The 24,078-nt window shown below is 64.8% G+C and carries 26 protein-coding genes; 20 read left to right on the top strand and 6 right to left on the bottom strand.

Annotation, left to right across the window (positions count from 1 at the left end; all coding sequences use genetic code 11):
• Positions 1–7 precede the first annotated feature (7 nt).
• From AC1DSF_RS00130 to AC1DSF_RS00070, 13 genes are all read left to right on the top strand, one after another.
• Positions 8–1,120, top strand: coding sequence for an efflux RND transporter periplasmic adaptor subunit (locus AC1DSF_RS00130; RefSeq protein WP_478128852.1), 1,113 nt, complete (start codon positions 8–10; stop codon positions 1,118–1,120).
• Positions 1,117–4,206, top strand: coding sequence for an efflux RND transporter permease subunit (locus AC1DSF_RS00125; RefSeq protein WP_478182159.1), 3,090 nt, complete (start codon positions 1,117–1,119; stop codon positions 4,204–4,206). Before AC1DSF_RS00130 ends, AC1DSF_RS00125 begins: the two co-directional genes overlap by 4 nt.
• A gap of 16 nt (positions 4,207–4,222) precedes the next feature.
• Complete coding sequence (locus AC1DSF_RS00120) at positions 4,223–4,750, top strand: Na+/H+ antiporter subunit E (RefSeq protein WP_478182158.1); 528 nt, start codon at positions 4,223–4,225, stop codon at positions 4,748–4,750.
• Positions 4,743–5,078 carry an MrpF/PhaF family protein gene (locus AC1DSF_RS00115; RefSeq protein ID WP_478182157.1) on the top strand — a complete coding sequence of 112 codons (336 nt, stop codon included), beginning with the start codon at positions 4,743–4,745 and terminating at the stop codon, positions 5,076–5,078. The genes AC1DSF_RS00120 and AC1DSF_RS00115 overlap by 8 nt, the downstream gene beginning before the upstream one ends.
• Positions 5,075–5,404 (top strand): monovalent cation/H(+) antiporter subunit G, encoded by a 330-nt coding sequence (gene mnhG, locus AC1DSF_RS00110; RefSeq protein ID WP_478128856.1) that lies wholly within the window; start codon positions 5,075–5,077, stop codon positions 5,402–5,404. The genes AC1DSF_RS00115 and mnhG overlap by 4 nt, the downstream gene beginning before the upstream one ends.
• On the top strand, positions 5,401–6,342 hold the full coding sequence (locus AC1DSF_RS00105) for a hydrogenase subunit MbhD domain-containing protein (protein WP_478128857.1): 942 nt from the start codon (positions 5,401–5,403) through the stop codon (positions 6,340–6,342). Before mnhG ends, AC1DSF_RS00105 begins: the two co-directional genes overlap by 4 nt.
• A complete protein-coding gene (locus AC1DSF_RS00100; RefSeq protein ID WP_478128858.1) occupies positions 6,339–6,683 on the top strand; it encodes an NADH-quinone oxidoreductase subunit K in 345 nt (114 codons plus the stop codon). Before AC1DSF_RS00105 ends, AC1DSF_RS00100 begins: the two co-directional genes overlap by 4 nt.
• Entirely contained in the window at positions 6,684–8,231 is a 1,548-nt protein-coding gene (locus AC1DSF_RS00095; protein ID WP_478128859.1) for a complex I subunit 5 family protein, read from the top strand.
• Entirely contained in the window at positions 8,228–9,886 is a 1,659-nt protein-coding gene (locus AC1DSF_RS00090; protein WP_478128860.1) for a proton-conducting transporter transmembrane domain-containing protein, read from the top strand. The genes AC1DSF_RS00095 and AC1DSF_RS00090 overlap by 4 nt, the downstream gene beginning before the upstream one ends.
• 52 nt (positions 9,887–9,938) lie before the next feature.
• Positions 9,939–11,396 (top strand): efflux transporter outer membrane subunit, encoded by a 1,458-nt coding sequence (locus tag AC1DSF_RS00085; protein WP_478128861.1) that lies wholly within the window; start codon positions 9,939–9,941, stop codon positions 11,394–11,396.
• A 158-nt stretch (positions 11,397–11,554) separates the two neighbouring features.
• Positions 11,555–13,000, top strand: a complete 1,446-nt coding sequence (locus AC1DSF_RS00080) for an NAD-dependent succinate-semialdehyde dehydrogenase (protein ID WP_478128862.1) — start codon at positions 11,555–11,557, stop codon at positions 12,998–13,000.
• Positions 13,001–13,108: 108 nt separating this feature from the next.
• Complete coding sequence (locus tag AC1DSF_RS00075; RefSeq protein WP_478128863.1) at positions 13,109–13,972, top strand: hypothetical protein; 864 nt, start codon at positions 13,109–13,111, stop codon at positions 13,970–13,972.
• Between the two features lie 84 nt (positions 13,973–14,056).
• Positions 14,057–14,392, top strand: coding sequence for a hypothetical protein (locus AC1DSF_RS00070; protein WP_478128864.1), 336 nt, complete (start codon positions 14,057–14,059; stop codon positions 14,390–14,392).
• A 20-nt stretch (positions 14,393–14,412) separates the two neighbouring features.
• Here the strand turns inward: AC1DSF_RS00070 and AC1DSF_RS00065 are convergent, their stop codons facing one another.
• Entirely contained in the window at positions 14,413–14,805 is a 393-nt protein-coding gene (locus AC1DSF_RS00065) for a hypothetical protein (RefSeq protein WP_478145216.1), read from the bottom strand.
• 387 nt (positions 14,806–15,192) lie between these two features.
• Here AC1DSF_RS00065 and AC1DSF_RS00060 point away from each other — a divergent pair, with 387 nt between their 5' ends.
• Genes AC1DSF_RS00060 through AC1DSF_RS00045 form a run of 4 tightly spaced genes read left to right on the top strand, consistent with a single transcriptional unit; the run spans position 15,193 to position 17,331 of the window.
• A complete protein-coding gene (locus tag AC1DSF_RS00060) occupies positions 15,193–15,594 on the top strand; it encodes a hypothetical protein (RefSeq protein WP_478145217.1) in 402 nt (133 codons plus the stop codon).
• A gap of 30 nt (positions 15,595–15,624) precedes the next feature.
• Positions 15,625–16,263: a hypothetical protein gene (locus tag AC1DSF_RS00055; RefSeq protein WP_478145218.1), complete on the top strand. Its 639-nt coding sequence runs from the start codon at positions 15,625–15,627 to the stop codon at positions 16,261–16,263.
• 49 nt (positions 16,264–16,312) lie between these two features.
• Positions 16,313–16,888 carry a hypothetical protein gene (locus tag AC1DSF_RS00050; RefSeq protein WP_478128868.1) on the top strand — a complete coding sequence of 192 codons (576 nt, stop codon included), beginning with the start codon at positions 16,313–16,315 and terminating at the stop codon, positions 16,886–16,888.
• Positions 16,888–17,331 (top strand): glycine zipper 2TM domain-containing protein, encoded by a 444-nt coding sequence (locus tag AC1DSF_RS00045; RefSeq protein WP_478128869.1) that lies wholly within the window; start codon positions 16,888–16,890, stop codon positions 17,329–17,331. The genes AC1DSF_RS00050 and AC1DSF_RS00045 overlap by 1 nt, the downstream gene beginning before the upstream one ends.
• Before the next feature lie 46 nt (positions 17,332–17,377).
• On the opposite strand, the gene AC1DSF_RS00040 is transcribed toward AC1DSF_RS00045, so the two are convergent.
• Both AC1DSF_RS00040 and AC1DSF_RS00035 read right to left on the bottom strand, forming a co-directional pair.
• A complete protein-coding gene (locus tag AC1DSF_RS00040) occupies positions 17,378–18,103 on the bottom strand; it encodes a MarC family protein (protein WP_478128870.1) in 726 nt (241 codons plus the stop codon).
• A gap of 28 nt (positions 18,104–18,131) precedes the next feature.
• Positions 18,132–18,500, bottom strand: coding sequence for a DUF1622 domain-containing protein (locus tag AC1DSF_RS00035; RefSeq protein WP_478128871.1), 369 nt, complete (start codon positions 18,498–18,500; stop codon positions 18,132–18,134).
• A gap of 125 nt (positions 18,501–18,625) precedes the next feature.
• Here AC1DSF_RS00035 and AC1DSF_RS00030 point away from each other — a divergent pair, with 125 nt between their 5' ends.
• Entirely contained in the window at positions 18,626–19,096 is a 471-nt protein-coding gene (locus tag AC1DSF_RS00030; RefSeq protein ID WP_478128872.1) for a YidH family protein, read from the top strand.
• 33 nt (positions 19,097–19,129) lie between these two features.
• On the opposite strand, the gene AC1DSF_RS00025 is transcribed toward AC1DSF_RS00030, so the two are convergent.
• From AC1DSF_RS00025 to AC1DSF_RS00015, 3 genes are all read right to left on the bottom strand, one after another.
• Complete coding sequence (locus tag AC1DSF_RS00025) at positions 19,130–20,062, bottom strand: formylglycine-generating enzyme family protein (RefSeq protein ID WP_478128873.1); 933 nt, start codon at positions 20,060–20,062, stop codon at positions 19,130–19,132.
• Positions 20,063–20,129: 67 nt separating this feature from the next.
• Positions 20,130–20,801 (bottom strand): response regulator transcription factor, encoded by a 672-nt coding sequence (locus tag AC1DSF_RS00020; protein WP_478128874.1) that lies wholly within the window; start codon positions 20,799–20,801, stop codon positions 20,130–20,132.
• A gap of 165 nt (positions 20,802–20,966) precedes the next feature.
• Positions 20,967–21,863 (bottom strand): SMP-30/gluconolactonase/LRE family protein, encoded by an 897-nt coding sequence (locus AC1DSF_RS00015; RefSeq protein ID WP_478145220.1) that lies wholly within the window; start codon positions 21,861–21,863, stop codon positions 20,967–20,969.
• 56 nt (positions 21,864–21,919) lie between these two features.
• Here AC1DSF_RS00015 and AC1DSF_RS00010 point away from each other — a divergent pair, with 56 nt between their 5' ends.
• Both AC1DSF_RS00010 and AC1DSF_RS00005 read left to right on the top strand, forming a co-directional pair.
• A complete protein-coding gene (locus AC1DSF_RS00010) occupies positions 21,920–22,309 on the top strand; it encodes a YkvA family protein (protein WP_478128876.1) in 390 nt (129 codons plus the stop codon).
• A 120-nt stretch (positions 22,310–22,429) separates the two neighbouring features.
• The gene (locus AC1DSF_RS00005) at positions 22,430–23,902 is read left to right on the top strand and encodes a DUF1254 domain-containing protein (RefSeq protein ID WP_478182156.1); all 1,473 of its coding nucleotides are present in this window, start codon (positions 22,430–22,432) and stop codon (positions 23,900–23,902) included.
• The last annotated feature ends 176 nt before the right edge of the window (positions 23,903–24,078 follow it).

Genomic DNA, 24,078 nt, shown 5'->3' with positions numbered 1-24,078 from the left:
TCACCTCGTGCCAGCGAAATTCGCATTTCAAGACCTTGGTCGCATCCCTGGAACGACGACGTTCCTCTCACTCACCGCATTGCTCCTGTTGTCCGCGTGCAAGCGCGCCGAGGAGGCGCCAGCCCCGGAGATCCGGCCAGTGCGCGTGATGAAGATAGAGACACGGGTCGCAGGCGACACGGTCACCCTGACGGGCAGCGTCCAGGCGCAGACCGAGATCAACCAGTCGTTCCGCATCGACGGAAGGCTCATTGAGCGCCAGGTCGAGGTCGGTGATCTCGTCAAGCCCGGTCAGCTTCTGGCACGCCTCGATCCGCTGAACGAGGAAACAGCCCTGCAGGCGGCGCGCTCGCAGTTGGCGGCAGCGCAGGCGCAGAACGTCGAAGCCCGTACCCAACAGGGGCGGTTGCGCGATTTGCTCAAGGAGAACGCGGTGTCGCGCGCCTCTTTCGACCAGGCCGATGCGTTGTTCAAGGTCACGCAGTCGCAAGTGGAGACGGCGCAATCGCAAGTGACGCTGGCGCAGAACAGAGTGAACTACACACGCCTCAATGCCGATGTCGCGGGCGTGGTGACAGCCCGGGGCCCGGAGCCCGGCGAAGCGGTGCAAGCAGGCCGGATGGTCGTTCAGGTGGCGCGGGAAGGCGCACGCGACGCGGTCTTCGACGTGCCTGCGGCGGTGAAGAACAGTGCGCCTTCGAACCCCTCCATCACGGTGTCGCTGACCAGCGACCCCAGCATCACGGCGACAGGCCAGGTGCGCGAAGTCTCTCCGCGTGCCGATCCCGTGACCGGCACCTTCAGCGTGAGAGTCCGGCTCGTCAACCCGCCTGCCGCCATGCGCTTGGGGTCGACGGTCACCGGGCGCATGAAGCTCGACACGGCACCGGCGATCGACATTCCGGCATCGGCCCTGAGCCGTTCCGGCAAGAGCGCTTCGGTGTGGGTGGTGGACTCGAAGACCGGCACCGTCTCGGCGCGCCCGATCGAGGTCCGCGCTTATGACGCGGCGCGCGTCCAGGTCACGTCCGGCCTGTCGCCGGGCGACCTCGTCGTCACCGCGGGCGTGCAGGCACTGCGGCCCGGGCAGCAGGTCCGCATGCTCGAGGCTGCGCAGTGATCGGCCCGAACCTGTCGGAGTGGGCGCTTTCCAAGCGCTCGCTGGTGCTGTTCCTGATGATCATCGCTGTCGTCGCCGGAACGCTGTCGTTCCTTCGCCTCGGCCGCGGCGAAGATCCGGCATTCACGTTTCGCACGATGGTCGTGGCCGCCGGTTGGCCGGGTGCCTCCGTCGATGAAACTCTCAAGCAGGTCACCGAGCGGCTCGAACGCACGCTGCAGGAGACCAACCATCTCGACCGCATCCGCAGCTACACGGTCGCTGGCCAGACGACGATCTTCGTCGACCTGAAGCAGTCGACGCCGCCCGCCGAGGTGCCCGACGTCTGGTACCAGGTGCGCAGGAACATCGGCGACATGCGGCAGACGCTGCCCTCGGGCGTGGTGGGCCCGTTCTTCAACGATGACTTCGGCAGCACCTTCGGGATCATCTATGCGTTCACGGCCGATGGCTTTACGTTCCGCGAACTGCGCGACTACGTCGAAGCGGCGCGATCGCGTTTGCTCCAGGTTCCGGACGTCTCCAAGATCGAAGTGCTCGGTGCGCAGGACGAGCAGATCTACATCGAGTTCTCGACCGAACGGCTCGCCGGGCTGCGGCTCGACTATCCGACGATCGTCAACGCGCTGCAGGCGCAGAACGTCATCCGGCCGGCCGGCACCATCCAGACCGAGCAGGAGCGCGTCTTCGTGCGCGTGACCGGCTCCTTTGACTCCGAGCGCGACATCGAGGCCGTCAATCTCGTGCTCGGCAATCGCATGATCCGGCTGGGAGACATCGCCACCGTGCGGCGCGGCTTCGTCGATCCGCCGCAGCCGATGTTCAGGGTCGATGGCAAGCCCGCGATCGGCCTTGCCATCGCGATGCGAGACGCCGGCGACATCCTGGCCCTCGGACGCAACATCAAGCACGAGATGGACGACATCACGGCCAACCTGCCGCACGGCATCCAGCCGACGCTGGTTGCGGACCAGGCCGTGACGGTCGACGTCGCGATCAACGATTTCATGGCGTCGTTGTGGCAGGCGATCATCATCATCCTGGTGTGCAGCTTCGTGAGCCTTGGCGTGCGGCCCGGCGCGGTGGTCGCGCTGTCGATTCCGCTGACGCTGGCTGTCGTGTTCGCAATCATGGATCTCCTGCACATCGACCTGCACCGGGTCTCGCTGGGGGCACTGATCATTGCGCTGACATTGCTGGTGGACGATGCCATGACCACGGTGGACGCGATGATCAACCGGCTCGCCGCGGGCGACAGCAAGGACCAGGCCGCGACCTTCGCGTACAAGACTCTCGCCGCGCCGATGCTGGTCGGCACCCTGGTCTCCATATCGAGCTTCGTGCCGATCGGCTTTGCGCGGAGTTCGGCGGGCGAATACACGTTCTCGATCTTCGCGGTGGTCGCCATTGCGCTTCTGGTGTCGTGGCTCGGCGCCGTCATCTTCTCGCCGCTGGTGGGCAAGGCGATCCTCAAGGCACCCAAGCGGGACACTGCGCCGGCCAAGCCGGGCAAGGTGCTGGTGCTCTACGGGCGCTTCCTGGAGGCCGCGATTCGCGCGAGGTGGATCACCATCGCCGTCACGCTGGCAGCTTTCGTGGCCACTATCTTTCTGCTTCGCCTGGTGCCGCAGCAGTTCTTTCCGGCATCGGACCGCCCCGAGCTGACCATCGACATGACCTTGCGGCAGAACGCGTCGATTCATGCGACCGAGGCGCAAGCCGAACGCTTCGAGGCGCTGCTCAAGGACGATCCGGACGTCGACCACTTCAGCACCTACGTCGGGCGTGGTGCCGTCCGCTTCATCCTCACGCTCAACGTCCAGTTGGCCAACCCCTTCTTCGCGCAGTTCGTGGTGGTCGCCAAGGACATCGACGCACGCGACAGGCTCCAGAACAAGCTGGAGAAGGCGCTGGCGGAGCAGTTTCCCGACGTGGTCGCTCGCGTGTCGCCGCTCGAACTCGGTCCGCCGGTGGGATGGCCCCTGCAATACCGGGTGAGCGGCCCCGACCAGAACGAGGTGCGCAAGCACGCGCTCGAATTCGCCGAGATCCTCGGGTCCGACTCGCGCGTTCGGCACGTCAACTTCGACTGGATGGAGCCGGCGCGGCAAGTCAAGGTGCGCATCAACCAGGACGAGGCGCGGCAGCTCGGTGTCAGCACCGCGACGTTGTCGGGCATCCTTAACGCAGCGATCACCGGATCGGCCGTGACGCAGGTGCGCGACGACATCTACCTGGTCAACGTGGTGGCCCGCGCGACGGACGAACAGCGGGTGTCCTTTCAAACCTTGAGTTCGCTGCAGGTGCCGACGCCCACGGGCCGGATGGTGCCCCTGAGCCAGTTCGCCACCTTCACCGAAGAGCAGGAACTGCCGCTTATCTGGCGGCGCGACCGTATGCCGACGCTCACCGTGCGCGCGGACGTCCTGCACGGCGTGCTGCCCGACACTGTGGTCGAAGCGCTGGCGCCGCGGATCAAGGAATTCAATGCGAAGCTGCCGAGGGGCTACAGGGTGGAGACCGGCGGGCTCTTCGAGGAAAGCGCCGCGTCGAGCGCATCGGTGTTTGCCGTGGTGCCCTTGATGATCGTGCTCATGCTCGTGAGCATGATGCTCTTGCTGGTGAGCTTCCGGCGCTTGGCGATGGTGGTCTGCATCATGCCGCTGGGGCTCATCGGGGTGGTCATCACACTGCTGATCTTCAACCGCCCGCTGGGCTTCGTCGCGATCCTCGGCATCCTGGCGCTGATCGGCATGATCGCGAAGAACGCTGTGATTCTCATCGTGCAGATCGAGACCTACCGCTCCGAAGGGCAAAGCGTCTACGACGCCGTGGTCGCCGCGGGTACCTCGCGATTGCGGCCGATGATGCTGACTTCGATCTCGACCGTGCTGGGACTCATCCCGATCGCGCCGACTGTGTTCTGGGGCTCGATGGCCTTTGCCATCATGGGCGGCCTGCTGGTGGCGACGCTGCTGACGCTGGTGTTCCTGCCGACGGTGTACGTGGCTGTATTCGGCAAGGAAAAGCCGACGCCACTGGACGAGCCCGCCGAGCCCGCGGACCCCATCGTCGAGACCGCCTGATCACCGGAGCCGTTCTGTGACGCCCGATTCACCTGATCGCATTGAGGCCGGCACGCCGACACTGGCGCGTACGGCATTGGAGCGCGGCGCGATGTTCCTCGCGATGTGGGTGGTGCTGATGCCAAGCGCGAAGCCGGGCGATCTCGCCATCGGACTGGTCGCCACCATTGCAGCAACCTGGACGAGCGTGCGGCTTCTGCCACGCGAGGCGGGGCACGTGCGCTTTGGCTCGCTGCTTGTCTTCATCCCGCACTTTCTCTGGCAATCGGTGGTCGCGGGCGTGGACGTGGCGCGCCGCGCACTCCACCCACGCATGCCGCTGAAGCCCGGCTTCGTGGATTGCCCGGTAAGCTTCCCGCCCGGTCTGGCGCGCAACGAATTCGCTTCCATCATGAGCCTCATGCCGGGGTCCGTTCCTGTCGGCGAATCGGATTTCGCGATCGTCTTCCATTGCCTGGACATCACGCAGCCCCTCGCACAGCAGATGGCCGAGGAAGAAGAACTTCTCACGGATGCCCTTGTGACGGGGGAGAGCCATGGATGACTTCCTTCTCGGCGCTTGCACCTTCGTCTTCCTGATGGTGGCGGCCGGGCTGGTGTGCGTCCTTCGCGGCCCGGGCAATGCCGACCGCATGATGGCGGCGCAACTCTTCGGCACAGGCGGCATCGCGGCGCTGCTGTTGCTGGGTGCGCTGCACGACATCGAGGACGTCGTCAACGTGGTGCTGACGCTGTCGATCCTGGCTGCCTTCAGTGCGATCGCGTTCGTGAAGGCCGGGTCCGTGCTTGTGGACGCGGATGCGGATGCGGATGCGGATGCGGATGCGCAGTCGCACGCAGATGCAAGGGCCGCTGCGGGGGACAAGCCTTGAGCATCGTCGCCGACATCTTCACCGTCGTTGCCATTTCGGTCGGCGCTTTCTTCTTCTTTGCCGGCACGGTCGGACTGGTGCGCTTTCCAGATTCATACACGCGCCTGCATGCGCTGACCAAGGCCGACAACCTGGGCTTGGGCCTTGTGGTGCTGGGCTTGCTTCCGCAAGTGGGCAGTGCGCTGCTCGGATTCAAGCTGATCCTCATCTGGTTCCTCGTGTTGTTGGCGTCGGCGGTTTCGTCGCAGCTGATCGCGCGAGCGATTCAACGCAGCGAACAAAGCGGCGCTCCGCGGACGGCCAAATCGCGACAGGTGCCGCCATGAGCCTGACATTGAACATCGCGCTGGTGCTGCTCTTTCTCGGACTCGCGACGTGGACCGTCTTTGTGCGCGACACGTTTTCAGCGGTCGCCGGTTTCATTCCGTACGGATTGCTGCTGACCTCGGTGTGGCTGCGGCTGTCGGCGGTCGACGTCGCGATGACCGAGGCAGCGATCGGCGCGGGCCTGACCGGCGCGCTACTGGTCGGTGCCGCGGCACGTCTGCGCGCGAGCGAAGCACAGTCCGCCGCACGACAGCCTGGGGTGCTGACGCGTGTCGTGGCCGCGATCGTGTCGATTGCAGTAGCCGCCGCGATCGCCGCCTGCGTGCTGCTGCTGCCCGAGCCGGCGCCCACGCTCGCGCAGGAAGTCGCGGACAACATCGCATCGACTGGTGTGGGCAACCCGATCACTGCCGTCCTGCTGTCGTTTCGCGCGATGGACACACTGCTGGAAGCTGTCGTGCTGCTGTTCGCGCTGGTCGGCGTGTGGTCGCTCGCGCCCGACCGCGCATGGGGCGGCCGGCCCGGGCCGATGCCTGCCTCCGATCCGAACGGCATCCTGGCGTACTTCGCGCGCGTGCTGCCGCCGATCGGCATCGTCATCGCGGTCTACATCCTGTGGGTCGGCGCAGACAACCCGGGCGGCAAGTTCCAAGGTGCGACCATCCTCGCCGCAATGTGGTTGCTGGTGATGATGGCCGGCCTGGTCGACGCGCCACCGGTGGGTAGCAGATTGCTGCGGATCGGGCTGTCCGTGGGGCCGGTGGTGTTCATCCTCATCGGCTTGGCGGGCGTTGGCGCTGCCGGTGCGTTCCTCGGCTATCCAGAAGGCCATGCCAAGCCATGGATCCTCGTGATCGAGTTCGCGCTGCTGCCGTCACTCGCGCTCACGCTGGGCTTGCTGTTGGCGGGCGCACCGCAACGGGCGGAGCCGAAATGAGCGCGGCGACGCTCTTCGGACTTTGCGCCGCGGTGCTCGTCGGGCTCGGGCTCTACGGATTGATCGTGAGTCCGCAGCCGTTGCGCAAGATCCTGTCCTTCAACCTCATCGGCAATGGCATCTTCCTGGTGTGCGCGGTGATCGCGCGCCGCGGTGCAGGCGCGGGGATGGGTGGCGATCCGGTGCCGCAGGCCCTGCTCATCACGGCGATCGTCGTGGCCTTCGCGGCTTCGGCGCTGGCCGTGGCCTTGCTGCTGCGCCTGTTCGAGGAGACCGGTTCGGCAACGCTGACCGTCGAGACTCCCGAGCCCGGCGGGCCGGACGCACCCGGAGCGCACTAGGTGCCGGTTTCCCTCGCGATCGACCCGACCACACCCGCCGGCCTGTTGCTCGTGCTGGCAGTGCTCGTGCCCTTTGTCGGCGTGCTGCTCGGACTCGTGCTCGGCGGGCGCAATGCGCAACGGGTGACGATGGCGACGCTCCTCATCGGACTGGGCATTGCGATCGCCATCGCCGATGCGCTGGTGGAATCGGGCGGTGCGCTGGTGTATCCGCTGGGCGGGTGGAGCCCGCCGCTCGGCGTCGCTCTGCGCGCCGACGGCCTCTCGGTGGTGATGCTGGTTGCTGTGGCGGTGGTCATCGGCGTCATCGGCATCTACGCGCGCGGCGATTTCGGCACGCCGTCCGGCGCGAAGGAGGCACGCGCGCCGTTCATGTTCTGGTTGCTGCTGCTCGCCGTCTGGGGCTCGCTCAATCTCGTCTTCGTCAGCGGCGATGTGTTCACCCTCTATGTCGCGCTTGAACTGCTGACCTTTGCGGGCGTTCCGCTGGTCAGCCTCGACGGACGCGGCGAGACCTTGCAAGCGGCGCTGCGCTATTTGCTGTTTGCACTCCTGGGTTCAATGTTCTATCTGCTGGGCGCGTTTCTGCTCTACGGCGCCTACGGCACGCTGGACATTGCGCTCCTGGCATCGCGCATCCAGCCCGAGCCCATCGCGTGGGCCGCGGCCGCGTTGATGACAGTCGGGCTGATCGCCAAGACCGCGCTCTTCCCGCTGCACCTGTGGTTGCCGCCCGCGCATGCCGGCGCGCCCGCCGCGGCCAGCGCCGTGCTTTCCGCGCTGGTGATCAAGGGCGCGTGGTTTCTGGTGGTTCGCCTGTGGCTCGACGTCTTTGCCGGTGTCGTGACGCTGCCGTCGACGCAACTGCTCGCGACACTGGGTGCCGCGGCGATCCTGGTCGGCAATGTCGTGGCGCTGCGCCAGGCCCGGCTGAAGCTGCTGATCGCCTATTCGACAGTCGCGCAGATCGGCTACTTGTTCCTGATGTTTCCCCTCGTCGCCGGGCTGGAGGCTGCGCAGATCGACAGCGCTTCGGCCGTGTCCGGCGGCATGCTCCAGGCCATCTCCCATGCGACGGCGAAGGCCGCGATGTTCCTGGCGGCGGGGTTGATCTATTCCACTCTCGGCCACGACCGCGTGGCGGACCTCCGCGGCATCGGACGTGCATTGCCAATGACGCTGACCGCTTTCGCACTCGGTGGCGCATCGTTGATCGGGCTTCCGCCGTCCGGTGGCTTCCTTGCCAAGTGGCTGCTCCTTTCCGCGGCCATCGCGACGGCGCAATGGTGGTGGGTGCTTGTCATGCTCGTCGGCGGGCTTCTGACAAGCGCGTATGTGTTCATGGTGGTCGTTCGTGCGATGGCGCCCGCGGACGCCGGTTGGATGCCGAAGAAGCTGGTGCCGCGCTACCAGCAAGTCGCCGTGCTGGTGGTGGCCCTTTGCTCGTTCCTGCTGGGTCTCTCGGCGATGTGTCCGGTCGACGTGGCGCAGATCGGCCGGCCCGGGCTGTCGCCGATTGGCGCGATCGGCGCCGTGGGGGCGCGATGATCATCGGCTCGGTCACCTTCCTCGCGATCCTGCTGGGCGTGCAGGTGATGGTGCCGCTCGCGATGGGCGTGCCGCTCCTGCTGTTGATCGCGAGCGCCTGGAAGCCGCTGCGGCGCCGCCTGCCGCTCCTGTTCGTGTTTGCGCCGGTGCCGGCGCTGCTGGCCGCGCTGTTCGACAACGACGGAACGAGCTTCGTCATGGGCAACGCGGCGTTCTCGCTCAGCTTCGCTGTCGATTCACCCGGCGCCATGTTGCTCGGGGTCGCGGCGCTGCTGTGGATCGTGGCCGGTGCTTATGCCGCGCGCTTTCTGCGCGGCAAGGCCGAGCCCGACGGATTCATCGTCTGCTGGCTGATGGCACTGACCGGCTGCGTCGGTGTGTTCCTGGCGGCGGATCTCATCAGTTTCTATTTCCTGCTCGCGGTGCTGAGCGTTGGGGCCAGCGGACTCGTGCTTCAGGGCAAAGGACCCGATGCGTTGCGCGCGGGAGCGCTCTACCTGGGGCTGGCACTCCTGGCCGAAGCCTTCCTGCTGGCCGGCCTCATCCTGATGGCGAATTCGACACCCGGCGACAGCCTGCTGATCAGCGATGCCGTTGCGGCGCTGCCCACTTCACCCACGCGCGACCTCACGCTGACATTGCTGCTCATCGGGCTTGGCATGAAGGCGGGCCTCGTGCCGATTCATTTCTGGATGCCGCTGGCTTACGGTGTGGCGCCGATCCCGGCCGCCGCGGTGATGAGCGGCGCGGTGGTCAAGGCGAGCGTCATCGCGATGGTGCGTTTCCTGCCGCTGGATGTCGCGCTGCCCGACTTCGGCTATCCGCTCGCCACGGTCGGATTGATCGGCGCCCTGTATGGCGTGCTCATCGGCGTCACGCAGTCGCGGCCCAAGACAGTGCTTGCCTATTCGAGCGTCAGCCAGATGGGCTTTGTCGTGGCCGTCATCGGCATGGGCCTGGCTGCGGGCGATGGCAGCACGGCGATGGCCGCTGCCTTCTACGCTGCGCACCATCTGCTGGTGAAGGGCGGCTTGTTCCTCGCGGTGGGCGTGATCGGTCTCACGGGACGGCGGCACTTGTGGCCCATGTTGGTTCCAGCCGCGGTGATCGCGCTGGGTCTGGGTGGTCTGCCGCTGACGGGCGGTTCGCTCGCCAAGCACGCGGCCAAGGATCTGCTTGGCGATGGCCTGGCCGGCAGCGTGGCGGTGGTGTCGTCGATTGCGTCGACGCTGCTCATGATCCACTTCCTGCGTTGCTTGAGCGGCAACACGGCGCCGGACGCGGACGCACGCGCCCCATGGGTGCTGACTGGCGCATGGCTCGCGATGGCATTGGCTTCTCTCGTGGTGCCGTGGGTGCTGTACCTCCAGTTTCCGGTCGACGAACTGCCCAAGGCCCTCGCGCCCGTTGCGTTGTGGTCAGCGCTGTGGCCGGTGCTCGTGGGCGCTGCGCTTGCTGTCGTGCTGGACCGATCGAGGCAGCTTCTTCCGCGCATTCCTGCTGGCGACATCGGCATTGCGCTGGGCGGCCTGAAGGGCGCGAGCTTCGCAACCGGCGCGGGCTTCGAGCGCGCAGACAGCTTCCTGCGGCGCTGGCCCATCGCGTGCATCGCGTTGCTCGTGGTCACGCTGCTCTTCATCTGGATGCTCTCCTGATGCTTCAAACGATATCGATCTCCCTGCTGAACATTCGAGCGAGGAAAGCCCCATGAAGACGTTTGCGCTGGCAGCGCTGGCTGCCCTCTCCGTTGTCGTCGCCGGCTGCACCGTCGGACCCAACTACGTTCGCCCTGAAGTGCAGGCACCCGCGGCATGGCGGATCGACTACCCGAAGGCCGCCGATGTTGCCAACACCAAATGGTGGGAGCAGTTCGGCGATCCGGTGCTCAACGAGTTGATCGAATCCGCGCTGCGGGGCAATCTCGACGTTCGTGTCGCCGCCGCGCGCGTGGACCAGTTCATCGGCACCCTTGGTTCGGCCAAGTCGCAAGCCTATCCGCAGCTTGCCTACAGTGGCGGCGCCAGCCGATCGCGTGCAAGCCGCGTGGGCCAGCCGCCGATACCGGAGCCCGCCGATCCCTATTTCTCGCTCTACCAGGCAGCGCTCGGTGCCACCTGGCAGGTCGATCTCTTCGGGCGGGTGCGGCGCCTGAGCGAAGCCGCCCAGGCGCAGGTCTATGCCAGCGAGCAGGCACAGCGCGGCGTTGTCCTCACGCTCGTGACGGGTGTCGCGACCAGCTACTTCGCGCTGCGCGGCCTCGACCGCCAGCGCGAGATCGCCATGGCGACGGCCGGCAATTTTGGCGAAACGGCGCGCATCTTCGATCTTCGCTTCAAGTCCGGCATCGTGTCGAAGACCGAAGTCTCGCAGGTGCGCTCGCAGTACCAGCAGGCGCTGGCGTCGATCCCCGTCATCGAACAGCAGATCGCGGCGGTCGAGGGCCGCATCTCGATCTTGCTCGGGCGTGATCCGGGTCCGATTCCGCGCGGCAAGACCATCGACGAACTCGCGGCGCCGCTCATCCCGGCCGACCTCCCATCGGCATTGCTCGAACGCCGGCCGGACATCCTTGCGGCCGAGCAAAACCTCGTGGCCGCGAACGCCAGCATCGGCGCGGCGCGGGCGCTTTATTACCCGACCATTTCGCTGACGGGCGCGTTCGGCTCGACCAGCACCGCCGCCGGCAGCTTCCTCACAGGCCCTGCGACCGCGTGGCAAGCGGCGGCGGGGGTGGCCGGTCCGATCTTCACTTTCGGCGCCATCCAGGGGCAGGTGCAATCGGCCGAAGCGCAGAAGACGCAGGCTGAGTTGGTTTATCAGTCCGCCATCCTCAATGCCTTCCGCGACACCAATGACGCGCTCATCGGCACGCAGAAGACGATCGAAGGCGTAGGCTTCCAGCGCGAGCGCGTGGTTCAACTGCGTGAGTTCGCCCGGCTCTCGAGACTCAAATTCGAAAGCGGCCTCATCGGCTACCTTGAAGTGCTCGTTGCCGACACCGAACTCTTTGCGGCCGAACTCACGCTCGCATCGTTGACGACCGACCGCTACACGCAGGTGGTGAACGTCTACCAGGCGATGGGCGGCGGCTGGGTCGACATCGCGGATTCGATGACGCCGCGGCCGGTCGGGATGGTCGAGGCCAAGGACAAGAAGCAGCCTTGAAGGATGCCGCCCCCAGTGCCCATGCCGCACGGACTGGCTTCAAAGGGCGCTAGGATCGGTGCTGCGCCCATGCCCATCCGGCACACGGCCTTCGTCGCATTCGTCCTGCACGAATCGACACACCCCTCTTTCCTCTTTCACGGATTCAAGGACCCAGCATGACCACTTCCAGCTATCCCGACACGCGCCTGCTCATCGACAACGAGTGGTGCGACGCCGCCAGCGGCAAGACTCTGAACGTCGTCAATCCTGCAACCGGCAAGACCATCGGCAAGGTCGCCCATGCGGGCATCGCCGACCTGGATCGTGCGCTCGACTCGGCGCAGCGCGGCTTCGAAGCCTGGCGCAAGATCCCGGCGAACGAGCGGGCGGCCACCATGCGCAAGGCAGCCGCGCTGGTGCGCGAACGCGCCGCCGACATCGCCCGCGTGCTCACGCAAGAGCAGGGCAAGCCCTTCGTCGAAGCCCGCGGTGAAGTGCTCGCCGGCGCCGACATCATCGAGTGGTTCGCGGACGAAGGCCGGCGTGTCTATGGCCGCATCGTGCCCTCGCGCAACCTCGCCGCACAGCAGCTGGTGATCAAGGAGCCGATCGGCCCGGTCGCCGCCTTCACGCCCTGGAATTTCCCGATCAACCAGATCGTTCGCAAGCTGGGCGCGGCACTGGCCAGTGGCTGTTCGTTCCTGGTCAAGGCGCCTGAAGAAACGCCTGCGTCACCCGCTGCGCTGCTGCAGGCTTTCGTCGATGCCGGCGTGCCCAAGGGCACCGTCGGGCTGGTGTTCGGCGATCCGGCGGAGATTTCGAGCTATCTCATTCCGCATCCGATCATCCGCAAGGTGACCTTCACGGGTTCGACCCCGGTGGGCAAGCAGCTTGCAGCGCTGGCTGGCGCGCACATGAAGCGCGCCACGATGGAACTGGGCGGACATGCGCCGGTGATCGTGGCCGAAGACGCCGATGTGGTGCTGGCGGTCAAGTCCGCGGGTGCCGCGAAGTTCCGCAACGCCGGGCAGGTCTGCATCTCGCCGACCCGCTTCCTGGTGCACAACAGCATCCGCGATGAATTCGCTCAAGCGATGGTCAAGCACGCCGAGGGCCTGAAGCTGGGCGACGGCCTCGCCGAAGGCACCACGCTCGGCCCGCTGGCCAACGCCCGTCGCCTGACCGCGATGGCCAAGGTGATCGACGACGCACGCGCGACCGGCGCCAAGGTCGCAACCGGCGGCGAGCGCGTCGGCTCGGAGGGCAACTTCTTCGCGCCCACGGTGCTGACCGATGTTTCGCTGACGTCGGACGTGTTCAACAACGAGCCTTTCGGCCCCATCGCGGCCATCCGCGGCTTCGACACGATCGAAGAGGCGATCACCGAAGCCAACCGCCTGCCTTACGGCCTGGCCGGCTACGCCTTCACAAGGTCGATCAAGAACGCGCACCTGTTGTCGCAGCGGCTCGAACTCGGCATGCTGTGGATCAACCAGCCGGCGGCGCCCACGCCTGAAATGCCTTTTGGCGGCGTGAAGGATTCGGGCTATGGTTCGGAAGGTGGACCCGAAGCCATGGAAGGCTACCTGGTGACCAAGGCCGTGTCGATCATGGCGGTATAACCCGACGGGACGGGCAAGCTGCGCTTTGCGCGGCGCGCAGCTTGCCGCTCCGTCAGCAGGGTCACCTGCAAGCCGAGCTCCCGCCGCGCGGAAAGAATGCGATTCATCATGAAGCACTCGATGTTCCGCCGATTGGCGCTCTGGCTTTTCATTCTTTTCCTGCCGGCCGTCGCGCTGGCCCAAAGACAGCTCGGCAGCGCCGAAGCCCTCCAGGCGAAATACGGCGCGGTCCAATCCCAGCTCACGCAGAACGTCTTCGGACGGCCATTGGTGCTCGAATCCGCAGAGTCCTCAGGCCAGTTGAGCGGCAACATCTTTGCGGTACTGAACCACCCCTTCAGCGAGGTGAGCACTCAGTTGAGCCAGCCGGGCGTCTGGTGCGAAGTGCTCATGCTCCACCTGAACACCAAGGGCTGCACGGTGAGTTCGAAGAGCGACATAAAAACTGTGACGGTCTTTGCCGGCCGCAAGTTCGACCAACCCCTGTCCGAGGCCCAGCGCATCGATTTCGTCTGGCAACCCGCCACGGTCGGAGCGGACTATCTCAGTGTCGGCCTCGGCGCAGACAAGGGGCCGCTGTCGACCCGCGACTACCGGATCGAGCTCGAGGCCACGCCGACGCCGGACGGCAAGACATTCATGCATCTCGGCTACTCGTATGGCTACGGCACCGCGGCGCGCATCGCCATGCAGGGCTATCTCAAGACGATCGGCAGCGACAAGGTCGGCTTCACCTCCACCGGCAAGGACGCCTACGTGGGCGGCGTGCTCGGCGTGGTGGAGCGCAACACCATGCGCTACTACCTCGCGATCGATGCCTTCATGGAACATCCGACCCGGGCGCAATTGCAGGATCGGCTCGCCCTCTGGTTCGACAGCACCGAGCGCTATGCCCGGCAGCTTCACGAAGTCGAACGGGACGATTACCTCGCCATGAAGCGCAATGAATACAAACGAATGAGTTCGCAATAGCGCGTGAAAACCCCGACTAACACCCTTGCGTAAGATTCAGATACACATGTATCGTCTTGTGTCTGAAAAAAGCAGGGTGTTGTCATGGACCTCGAATTCCATCTCCAGAAGATTTCGGCGCTCAGCCCCATGGCGGCGAAGATTGCCTTGCGAACGTTGGATCGCGATCCGCGCTTCCCCACCGACTGGGTCATGGCGTTGCGGCCGGCGCTCGTCGATCGAAGCGGGGAAGCTCCGTCTTTCGGCGGTACGGACTGGATGACCATCGCTGCGATCGAACGTCCCGCCATCCGGCGCTTTGCAGAGCGATTTGAAAGCCGCGAACAACGCCACGCGCGGCTCTGGGTGCTGAGCTTGCGCAGCGCATCCAAGCGGCATGACCGGGCAGAGCCTGACGCGAGCGTCTACGGCGAGCTGTAGCGGCCGAACCGATCCACGATCTACTTACCCACGGCCTTGCGTGCTCTTGAAGTCCTGATGACTTCGCTGCGGCTTTTCTGAAGATCGGCCAGCTGCTTCAACTGGGCCGGGCAGTCCGCTTGTACCGCGACCAGCACGAACGGGCTGCGCCGCAGGGCGGTGACTGTCTTTTCCACGTCGGCTGGCGGGCGGTTCCTGTTGACCAGCCCCGCAGCAACCGCGGCCCTCGACTGGTTGTAGAAGGTTTTCTCGAACGCCGGGGTGCCGCAGCGTGCGGCAATCACTCGATAGTCAGCTTCTTGTTGTTCTGCCGGTACGGGCGCGGAAATCGGCTGGGCGTGCACCGTCATCGGAACGATGATGGCGACCGCCGTCGCCGCGACGATGGACTCGATGTCGAAACGCGTTTTCACCCGGGCCTCCCTGATTGCCTGTGATGTGTGTCGATGCTCGCTTCATCCTAATGCGGGGCTTGCGGGAGACGCCATCCCCCAAGCGAACTATTGCGAGATGTGCGTGCGTCTGTTGTGAATGCGTGACGCTCTGCGCATTGCCCCAAGGGGCAATGACTCTTGCCCCTTCGGTCTATTTCCAGCTTCCGCGGGCGCCCGTCAAGATGAGGCGCGTGGCTGCGGCGAAGCACGACGGCCGCCGGACGGAGCTATGCCCCAATGGATTTTGTTGCCGGGCCGAGCTACAACGTCATCCAGCCTGCAATGCCTCGAAGGGGTTCGCGCGCTGCCGGGTGAGGTTCACCCGGGTGAAATTCGTTTTCTCAAATAAGGACAAGGAGGACCACCATGCAAGGTATCCACACATTGAGGCTTCTGGCGATTGCCGCGGTCCTGCTGGCGACGACCGTCGCCGGAGCGCAGCCGCTGCAGCGCTACAACGCCATCCGTGACACACCGATCACGAGATTCAAGCAGGCCGACATCGACCTGATGACGAAAACCATCGACGGCGCGCTCGAGAGCGGAAAGGACGGCGCCACCGTGACATGGGCGAGCCCCGGCACGCAAAACAGCGGCAGCGTTACGCCTGCGGAAGACCCCAAGGGGCGCCCGGGGTGCAGGATGGCACGCATCGAAAACAAGGCCGGATCGCTGCAGAACGCCGGGGACTACATCTTTTGCAGGAACAAGAACAAGGGCGACAAGGCGGTGCCTTGGCAGTTGGTCAGCCCGTGGTCGCCCAGCTAGGTTCTTTCCGATGCACCCGGACTCCTCTTCATGAACAAGCGCATTTCCGGCATGGCGATAGCGACGACGGTGGTGACTGTGTTGGCGACGACCCTGGCGCTTCCGGCATGGTCGCAGGACAAGCCGGCGGTGCCGGCGTCCGGCCAGGAAGAGGTCGTGATTGGAAGGGAGCCCGGCGAGGCGCAGGCGGTTGCGGGGCGTGTGCGCGCTCGCACGGCCACCATCCTCGCCATCGATCCGGCAACGCGCGACATCACGCTGTCGCGCCCCGATGGCCCGGACACCGTCATCCACGCCAGCGAAGCCGTGAAGAACTTCGATCAACTCAAAGTCGGCGATCGCGTGACCCTGAAGCAAGGCGAGGCACTCTTGCTCGGCCTTCGAAAGACGACCGGTGGGATCCGCGAGCGTACCGATTGGCTCCAGGTGCACGTGGCACAACCCGGCGACCGGCCCGGTGTCGTGGTGAAGCACAGGATCCAGGCCGTTGCGAACGTGACCGCCATCGACCGAAAGGCCGGGAAGCTCACGCTCCGTGGCGTGAGGGAAATCCGCAAGTTCGACGTCAACGACCCGAAGCTTCTCGCCTCTCTCAAGGTGGGCGACCAGGTGGAAGCGACGCTGCTCCAGGGCGAAGCGCTGGTCGTGCAGCCGGCGAGCGCGCCATGACGAATACCTTTAGCCTGAATACCTTGCACACCTTTCGAGAAAGCCACTCATGAGCCTGCGAACAGTCTTGCTGCTGCGGGGCGCTGTGAGCGTGCTCTTCGCCGCGTACCTGATGTCGATGTCCCCGGCCGGCCCTCAGGCAGGCGGCCAGTACGGCCACAACGGCTACTTCGCGTTGCTCGACGGCGTGCTGGGCCTCGTGCTCTGGTTCGCGCTGTCGAAGCATCCGGCGGCGCGATGGCTGTCCGGGCTCGCGTTGGCGGACGGTGCCTTGCGGCTCGCCATCGGCGTGGTGACCTTCCTCGCTCCGAACATCCAGTCGCGAGTGCTTGGCGCCGTCGTCTACCTTGGCGCGATCGTCGTCGCATGCATCGCGCTCGGGATCGTCGGGCTGATCTATGTGTCGATGAACAGGCGGAGGCTGACCGGCGGCCTTCGCATCGGCGCACTGCCGGCGATCATTGCAAGTGCATGCACCTTGCTTTTCGGGATCGCGCTGGTGCTTGGTTTTTCCACGGACGACGGCCGACGTTCGCTCGTGGCGGTGTTGACGCTGGCGCTGGGTGTGACTTACCTTGTCGCCGGTATTCGTGCGAAGCCTCTATCCACTCAAGGAGCAATCTGATGACCAAACTCTTCTCTCGTATCGGCGCCGTCGTGCTGACGCTGTTGATGGCCGCCTGCGCGGCGCCCGGATCCCAGGCCCCGGGGTCCATGGAGGTGCGCCAGGGGGTGATCGAACAGATCACGCCGACGGACCTGCAGAGTCCGCAGCACACGGGCGTGGGCGCGGTGGTTGGCGGTCTCACGGGTGTGGGCCTCGGCAGCCTCATCGGCGGAGGAACAGGTCGGGATGTGGCGATGGTCGCCGGTGCCATCGGCGGCGCATTCGCGGGCTCGGAGGTCGCGAAGCGCTACGACCGGCCGCAGCCAGGCCAGCAGATCGTCGTGCGGATCAGGAACGGCGTTCTGGTGTCCGTGAGCCAGCCGATCAATCCGTCCTTGCGCGTGGGCCAGCAGGTCTACATTGAAGGCAGCGGCGAGAACGCTCGCGTATTGCCGCGCTGAGTTCCAGGCGCCCGATCGCCGCGCTGCGGCCCTGTGGCGGCCGCATTCACGAAGCGGCTCCCACCAGGCCGAGCACGCGCAAGGCGCCCAGCATGATCGTGATCGAAAGCGCCACCTGCATGACGCCGAGGACCGCGGCAAGCACCTGCAAAACACCCACCACCGCGGGCCGCATGATCTCGCGCACGAAGATCATCCCGAGCAGGTTCAGCAGCATCACGAGCACCAGCATCGCCATCGTCAGCTCTGTGCGCTCGGCATCACCGCTCATCGAAAGCAGCAGGATCACGGCGGCAACGCCATAGGGCGTCACCAGCATCGGGAATGCGATCTTCATCGCGTCGGGCTGGACCGGCACTGCATCGGCGGGTGGGTGAACCTGCACCTCATACTGTGCCAATACGCCCTGGAGCGCGACCACAAAAAATATCAGGCCCCCGGTAAGTTGGAGCGCACCGGGCGGCACCATCCAGTTCGCGGCGAGCCAGCGACCGACAAAGCCTCCCCCGGTCAGCGCGACGATGCCGATGAGCGCGGCCTTCAATGCCAGTGCGCGCAAAGCCTTTGTACCCAGATTGCGCGTGGACCGCGCGAATGGCCCCAGCAGCTTGAGCGGCCCGAGCGTAATGAAGAACACGGTGAAGAGTTGAGCGGTATCGAGCGCGTAGCTTCCGCCGGCGGCGGACGCGGCGAGGGCCGTCAGAGGCAGCACAAGGCAAGCACCTGCGATGGCGGTGCAGCGAATGAAAGTGTGCAATCCGTTTTTGATCATGGGGCGTGCTGCGTTGGCTTGGCGGACGTCATCGCGTCTTGTTCAATTCGGCGTTCTCGCGGGCGATCCTTCGAGCTGACTCGAGATCGCGTCCCAGGAAAAAGCCGAGCAAGGTCCGGATGGCTGCGATGGCGCCCAGGCGACCGAGTTCGTCCCAACTGGGCGACACCACGGTCGCAGCGAGGTCCGCCGCGAGGAGAAACTCCAGGCCCACCATGATCCAGCGCGAGAGGCCCTGCCACACATCCAGCGCGACATCGGCGGGCGGACGGCGCGCGAGAAGACCTGCAATCAGGTTCTTCAGCGCCAGCAGCGCGCCGAGCGCGAGCAGAACGAGCGTCGCGGCTTCGAAGAACTGCGACAGCGCGCGCGCCAGAGTGTGTAGCACTTCGTCCATGTGATTGAGGCTGCCCTGATCTTGTTTGCGATGTCAAATGCCGGAGCGGGCGGATTTGACGCTGTGACTACGCGCCTTTAGGATTCTCGACTCTCCAACAACGAGCATCTTGTGCTCCTTTGCGAATGACCGGAGACTCCATCGAGCGCAAGAAGGGAATGACTGCCGAGGAGATCTCCGTCGAGTTGTCTTCGCGCCGCACGGGGATGTCCTTCCAGCGAACCCGGATGAGTGCGGACCGAACGCTGATGTCGGTCATTCGAACCGCGCTGTCCCTGATCGGCTTCGGATTCACCGTCTTCCAGGTGTTCCAGAAGCTCAACGAGTCGCAGCTGTTGAAGAGCGGCGAGTTTCCTCGGCAATTCGGCGAGGCGCTCGTGCTCATCGGCATCGCGATGCTGATTTCCGGGATCACCTATCACTCCAGCTTCATGCTTCAACTGCGCAGGGAGCGTGCGGCCTTGAAGGCGCAGGGCCTTATTCATGGAGAAAGCGGCTTCCCGCATTCGTTCACGCTCCTGGTGGCCGTCCTGCTGCTGGCGCTGGGATGCTTCGTGATCGTGAGCATGATCTTTCATGTGGGGCCGTTCGGCTGATCCCCTGAACGCAGCCACGCCGGCCGTCAAGATCTACGCCCCGCGCACGATGCACCGAAACCCGAGGTGACTTGTCGAGGTGTCGATCGGCTGGGGCATGCGCGCGGCCGGCCGATAGCGGCGGCAGTAGTTCGGCGCGCACAGGTGCGAGCCTCCCTTCATCACGCGTCGAGGGATGCGCACCTGCGGCGTGCGTGGATCGAAGCTGTCGTCCTTGTTGCCGCCGCGCGGGTTCTCCAGCGTGCAGCAGGCATGCGTGATCTTTCCGTGTTCCTGGTACCAATCGGTGGTCCATTCCCAGACGTTGCCGGCCATCTCGTAGAGCCCATAGCCATTGGGCGGGAACGAGCCGACGGGTGCCGTGCCCTCGAACCCGTCTTCGAGCAGGTTCTGCCAGGGGAATTCGCCTTGCCAGGTGTTGGCCATGGATTTGCCGTCGGGCGTGAGCTCGTCGCCCCAGCAATATTCCTTGCCTTCGAGGCCGCCGCGGGCGGCGTACTCCCATTCGGCTTCGGTGGGGAGCTCCTTGCCAGCCCACTTGGCATAGGCCTCGGCGTCCTCGAACCCTACGTGCACGACCGGATGCGCCCACAAGCCTTGCAGCGAACTGCCGGGTCCGCGTGGATGTCGCCAGTTGGCGCCCGCCTGATAGGTCCACCAGTTGTGCGGATTGCGGAGGTCGACCGGCCCTGGTGTCTTGCGGAAGACGACGGAGGAGGGTACGAGCATCGCCGGGTCGGCGCCGGGGTAGTCGTCCGGGTTCGCCGGGCGCTCGGCGAGCGTGACGTGGCCCGTGGCCTCGACAAAGCGCTTGAACTCGGCGTTGGTGACGGTGTGGGTGTCGATCCAGAAGCCCTTGACTGAGACCTTGTGCGCAGGAGCCTCTTCCGGGTAGTGGTGGTCCGACCCCATGAGGAAGGCCCCATCGGGAATCCAGGCCATGCCTGCGCGAGAGGGTTTGTTCACGATGGCTGTGATGGGTAGTGGGTGATGGCTGATGGCTGATGGCTGTTCGGCGATGTGTGGCGCGGTATCAGGCGCCGACACGGCCAAGCTCGCCGGCCGTTGCGCCCAGTTGACCAGCGGCGCGCACGAGATCGGCCAGCGAAGTCACTTCCATTTTTTCCATGACGTGCGCGCGGTGGGCCTTGACCGTGCGCTCCGCCGCACCGAGTTCAGCGCCGATCTGCTTGTTGAGGGCGCCATTGACCACCATGTCGAGCACTTGCCGTTCACGGGGGCTGAGTCGGGAGTAGCGATTCTGCAGATCGTTGAGGCGACGCCGGGCCCGGCGGCGGGTGGCATCTTCGGCGATGGCCTTGTTCACTGCCGCCAGCAGCGCTTCGCCGTCAACCGGCTTGAAAAGAAAATCAGACGCGCCGGCTTTCATGGCGCGCAGGGTTTCGTGCACGGTGGCCTCGGCCGTCGCAAAAATCACGGGCAGCGGCTCCGGCTGCGTGGCGATCATTTCCTGGAGGTCCAGGCCAGTGGGGCCGGGCATGTGGATGTCGAGCACCAGGCACCCTGGCGCGGAGCCAATGCCTTCGAGCAGCATCGCGCCGACCGAGTTGTATTCCGCGACGCGGTGTCCGGCTGCGCGAAAGAGGCGCTGGACGGCGCGCCGGAAGGACGCGTCGTCATCAATCAAGCGGACGATCGGTGTTTCGTCCACGGGGTTCGGATTCAGGTCGGTCAGATCACTCATTCCACATCTCCAGGGCCACTGTCTGCCGGTGGCTATTAAGGTTTTGGGTGATTCGGCTGGAACCGAGGTGCATTGAACACGCAGCCCAAGTGCATGGCAACCTGCCCTTTGGTGTAAGGGGCTTGAAAATTAACGCCTTTGTTTTAAGAATGGAGGGTTTTTTCTTCAGCCCCGAAACGCGAATGTCGGCGATCCGGCGACGTCCAGGCGAACGGAGAAGAGGCCGCCCGCCTCGGGCTCGGCTTCTCGCTGGGCAGGAGTGAGTTCGCTGGTGGCGCTGGTGATGAAGAGAATGTCCAGATCAGGTCCGCCGAATGCGCAGTTGGTGATGTGGCTCGTCGGCAGTGCGATGCGGCAGAGTTCCTCGGCATTTGAGGGGTCATGGCAGGTGACACAGGCACCGCCCCAATGCGCGATCCAAAGTCTGCCGGCGGCATCGGTGGTCATGCCGTCCGGATAGCCGTCACCTCGAGCAAAGCGATGCCATTCGCGTTTGTTGGAGAGGGTGCCGCTGGCCGGCTCGAAGTCGTAGGCGTAGATGCGGGCGGTGACGGTGTCGTTGAAGTACATCGTTTTCCCGTCGGCCGACCACGTAGGACCATTGGTGACGGCGAAGCCTTCGTCATGCCTGGTGCAATTTCCGTCGGGATCGAAGCGGTAGAGCGAGCCTGTCGGCGCCTTGCAGGCGAAGTCCATCGTGCCACCCCAGAACCTGCCTTGCGAATCGCATTTGCCGTCGTTGAATCGGTTGTTCTCGAGTTCGGGCTCGGGCTGATGGAGGTACTCGGGCTTTGCGTCCGGCGCAGCGGGGTCGAAGAAGGCGAAGCCTCTGCGCAAGGTGACGATCAAGCCGGGTGCTGTCGCGCGTTCGGCGATGGCGGAGATCTCTTCGTCGAACTGCCAGATGGCGCGGGCATTCGTGACGGGGTCCAAGCGAAAGAGGCGGTGTCCGAGAATGTCTACCCAATAGAGCGCTTGCTCTTTCTGGGACCAGAGGGTGCCTTCGCCTAATGTCGCGGCGGCGGGCCAGATGCAGGTTGGTGCTTGCAGGATGGTTGGCATGTGGTTTCCTTGACTTGCCGCGGGATGGTAGCCAACGGGCTGGCATGCTTGCGCTCATGAGCATCGGCAGCAACTTGAAGAGCTGGGCCAAGCGAATCAAACGCGACGCAGTGACGCTTTGGTTCGCAGCCAAAAATCCTCGCACGCCTTGGTATGCGAAGGCATTGGGCATGTTCGTCGTGGCCTACGCGCTGAGTCCCATCGACCTGATTCCAGACTTTATCCCTGTGCTGGGCTATGTCGACGATGTCCTGCTGCTCCCTGTTCTGATCTGGCTGACCATCAAACTGCTACCGTCTGAAGTCCTGGCGGAATGTCGCACCCAGGCAGAAGAGTGGATGCAAACGAAGGGCGCCAAACCAAGCAGCCGGGCCGGCGCGCTCCTCGTCGTCGTCCTGTGGCTGGCCGTGGGCGTAGCGGTTTGGCTTTGGCTTGAGCCGCATTGACCTCCCCGGTCGTCTACTGCCCTTTAGGGAAGTTGTTGGCCGCCGACTTTCCCTTCATCATGAGCTGATCGTCCGTCCCTGACCGGTGGCGCACGGCTCAACACAATTTGGAGGACAGTGATGGCGAAGAGCGGTTTCGAGTCAATTCTCACTTGTGCCGTCGCGACGGCCTTTTTGCTGGCGGGCTGCGCCAGCAAGAACGATCCGGTGTCGCAAGGCGCAAAGGCCGATGCAGCCGCCGGCATCCCGGCCCCCAGCCTCGCTGAGACCAAGGCCATTGCCGAGGAGGCCTTCATCTACGGGCTGCCAATCGTGATGAACTACGCGGTGATGAACGAGTACGCCGTGGACAAGGGCGGCCCGCAGTTCAAGGCCCCCTTCAACCAGATCAAGAACGAACCCCGCGTCTTCACCTATCAAGACACGGCGGTCATCACGCCGAACAGCGACACACCCTACTCCACGGTCTGGCTGGACCTGCGGGCCGAGCCGATGGTTCTCACCGTGCCTGCGGTTGACAAGAGGCGCTACTACTCGGTGATGCTCAACGATGGCAACACCTACAACTACGGCTACATCGGCAGCCGGGCCACCGGCTCTGGGCCCGGCAGCTACATGGTGGTCGGACCCGACTGGAAGGGCGCCACGCCGCCGGGCATCAAGAAGGTATTTACTTCGACCACACCCTTCACGCTGGCTGCATACAGGACGCAGCTTTTCGATCAGAAGGACATGCCGAATGTTGTGAAGGTCCAAGCGGGCTACAAGGTGCAGCCGCTGTCCGCCTTCCTTGGGCAAACCGCGCCTCCACCTGCAGCGGCCATCAACTTCCTTCCCGCGACGACGAAGGGCATCAAGGCGAACTACTTCGAGTACCTGGACGCGGCGCTCCAATACGTTCCCACCACGGCGGAAGACAAGGACGTGCGAGCACGCATCGCGCGCATCGGCATCGGCCCGGGCAAGACTTTCCAGTTCAAGGACCTGTCGCTGGAGCACAAGGCCGCTGTCGGCCTCGGCATGAAGGAAGGCGACGCGAAAATCGACAAATTCCTGGCGAGCGGACAAAAGGATGTGAACGGGTGGAACATCGGATCGCTCTTCGGCGATCGCAACTTCTACAAGGGCGATTGGCTGAAGCGTGCTGCGGCTGCCAAGGGGGGCATCTATGGAAACGATGCGGTGGAAGCTGTCTATCCATTCACCCGCGTCGATGAGAAGGGCGAGCCGCTCGACGGTAGCAAGCACCGCTACGCGATCACGTTCCCGGCCGGACAGTTGCCGCCGGTCGATGCGTTCTGGTCAGTGACGATGTATGACGCCAACACTCAATTGCTGATCAAGAATCCGATCAACCGGTATCTCATCAACTCGCCGATGCTGCCTGGCATGAAGCGCAACCCAGACGGTTCGGTGACCCTCCATGTGCAGAAGGACTCGCCGGGCAAGGCGCTGGAATCCAACTGGCTGCCTGCTCCGGACGGTCCGATCTATCTGGTGATGCGGCTGTATTGGCCCAAGGAAACGCCGCCGTCTGTGTTGCCACCGGGCGGTGGAAGCTGGAAGCCGCCGGGGATCGTGGCTTTGAAGTAGCGGATTGGGGGTTTGCCCTTTTGTTGGGGCCGCCCGGTATGCGGTGCGGGCTGTGCGACCCCGCTGCGCCGGCCCTTCGGGCTTCCCTGCAGTGCTCGACTCAGGCGGGGTCCGCGTGAAACTCGCTGCGCTCAGACACACGCGGCCCTGATCCGCCTGAGTCTGCGCGCTTCGGC

The organism is Variovorax sp. 01N429 (genome assembly GCF_056399425.1).
The sequence above is the reverse complement of the archived record's forward strand: the minus strand, read 5'-3'. Positions and strand labels throughout refer to the sequence as shown.

Coding starts and splice junctions, on each gene's coding strand:
- AC1DSF_RS00070 (WP_478128864.1), top strand. CDS start 14,057: ATGGACCTCGAATTCCATCTCCAGAAGATTTCGGCGCTCAGCCCCATG.
- AC1DSF_RS00090 (WP_478128860.1), top strand. CDS start 8,228: ATGATCATCGGCTCGGTCACCTTCCTCGCGATCCTGCTGGGCGTGCAG.
- AC1DSF_RS00085 (WP_478128861.1), top strand. CDS start 9,939: ATGAAGACGTTTGCGCTGGCAGCGCTGGCTGCCCTCTCCGTTGTCGTC.
- AC1DSF_RS00075 (WP_478128863.1), top strand. CDS start 13,109: ATGAAGCACTCGATGTTCCGCCGATTGGCGCTCTGGCTTTTCATTCTT.
- AC1DSF_RS00100 (WP_478128858.1), top strand. CDS start 6,339: ATGAGCGCGGCGACGCTCTTCGGACTTTGCGCCGCGGTGCTCGTCGGG.
- AC1DSF_RS00050 (WP_478128868.1), top strand. CDS start 16,313: ATGAGCCTGCGAACAGTCTTGCTGCTGCGGGGCGCTGTGAGCGTGCTC.
- AC1DSF_RS00060 (WP_478145217.1), top strand. CDS start 15,193: ATGCAAGGTATCCACACATTGAGGCTTCTGGCGATTGCCGCGGTCCTG.
- AC1DSF_RS00045 (WP_478128869.1), top strand. CDS start 16,888: ATGACCAAACTCTTCTCTCGTATCGGCGCCGTCGTGCTGACGCTGTTG.
- AC1DSF_RS00055 (WP_478145218.1), top strand. CDS start 15,625: ATGAACAAGCGCATTTCCGGCATGGCGATAGCGACGACGGTGGTGACT.
- AC1DSF_RS00115 (WP_478182157.1), top strand. CDS start 4,743: ATGGATGACTTCCTTCTCGGCGCTTGCACCTTCGTCTTCCTGATGGTG.
- AC1DSF_RS00010 (WP_478128876.1), top strand. CDS start 21,920: ATGAGCATCGGCAGCAACTTGAAGAGCTGGGCCAAGCGAATCAAACGC.
- AC1DSF_RS00080 (WP_478128862.1), top strand. CDS start 11,555: ATGACCACTTCCAGCTATCCCGACACGCGCCTGCTCATCGACAACGAG.
- AC1DSF_RS00105 (WP_478128857.1), top strand. CDS start 5,401: ATGAGCCTGACATTGAACATCGCGCTGGTGCTGCTCTTTCTCGGACTC.
- AC1DSF_RS00005 (WP_478182156.1), top strand. CDS start 22,430: ATGGCGAAGAGCGGTTTCGAGTCAATTCTCACTTGTGCCGTCGCGACG.
- AC1DSF_RS00030 (WP_478128872.1), top strand. CDS start 18,626: ATGACCGGAGACTCCATCGAGCGCAAGAAGGGAATGACTGCCGAGGAG.
- AC1DSF_RS00040 (WP_478128870.1), bottom strand. CDS start 18,103: ATGATCAAAAACGGATTGCACACTTTCATTCGCTGCACCGCCATCGCA.
- AC1DSF_RS00035 (WP_478128871.1), bottom strand. CDS start 18,500: ATGGACGAAGTGCTACACACTCTGGCGCGCGCGCTGTCGCAGTTCTTC.
- AC1DSF_RS00015 (WP_478145220.1), bottom strand. CDS start 21,863: ATGCCAACCATCCTGCAAGCACCAACCTGCATCTGGCCCGCCGCCGCG.
- AC1DSF_RS00020 (WP_478128874.1), bottom strand. CDS start 20,801: ATGAGTGATCTGACCGACCTGAATCCGAACCCCGTGGACGAAACACCG.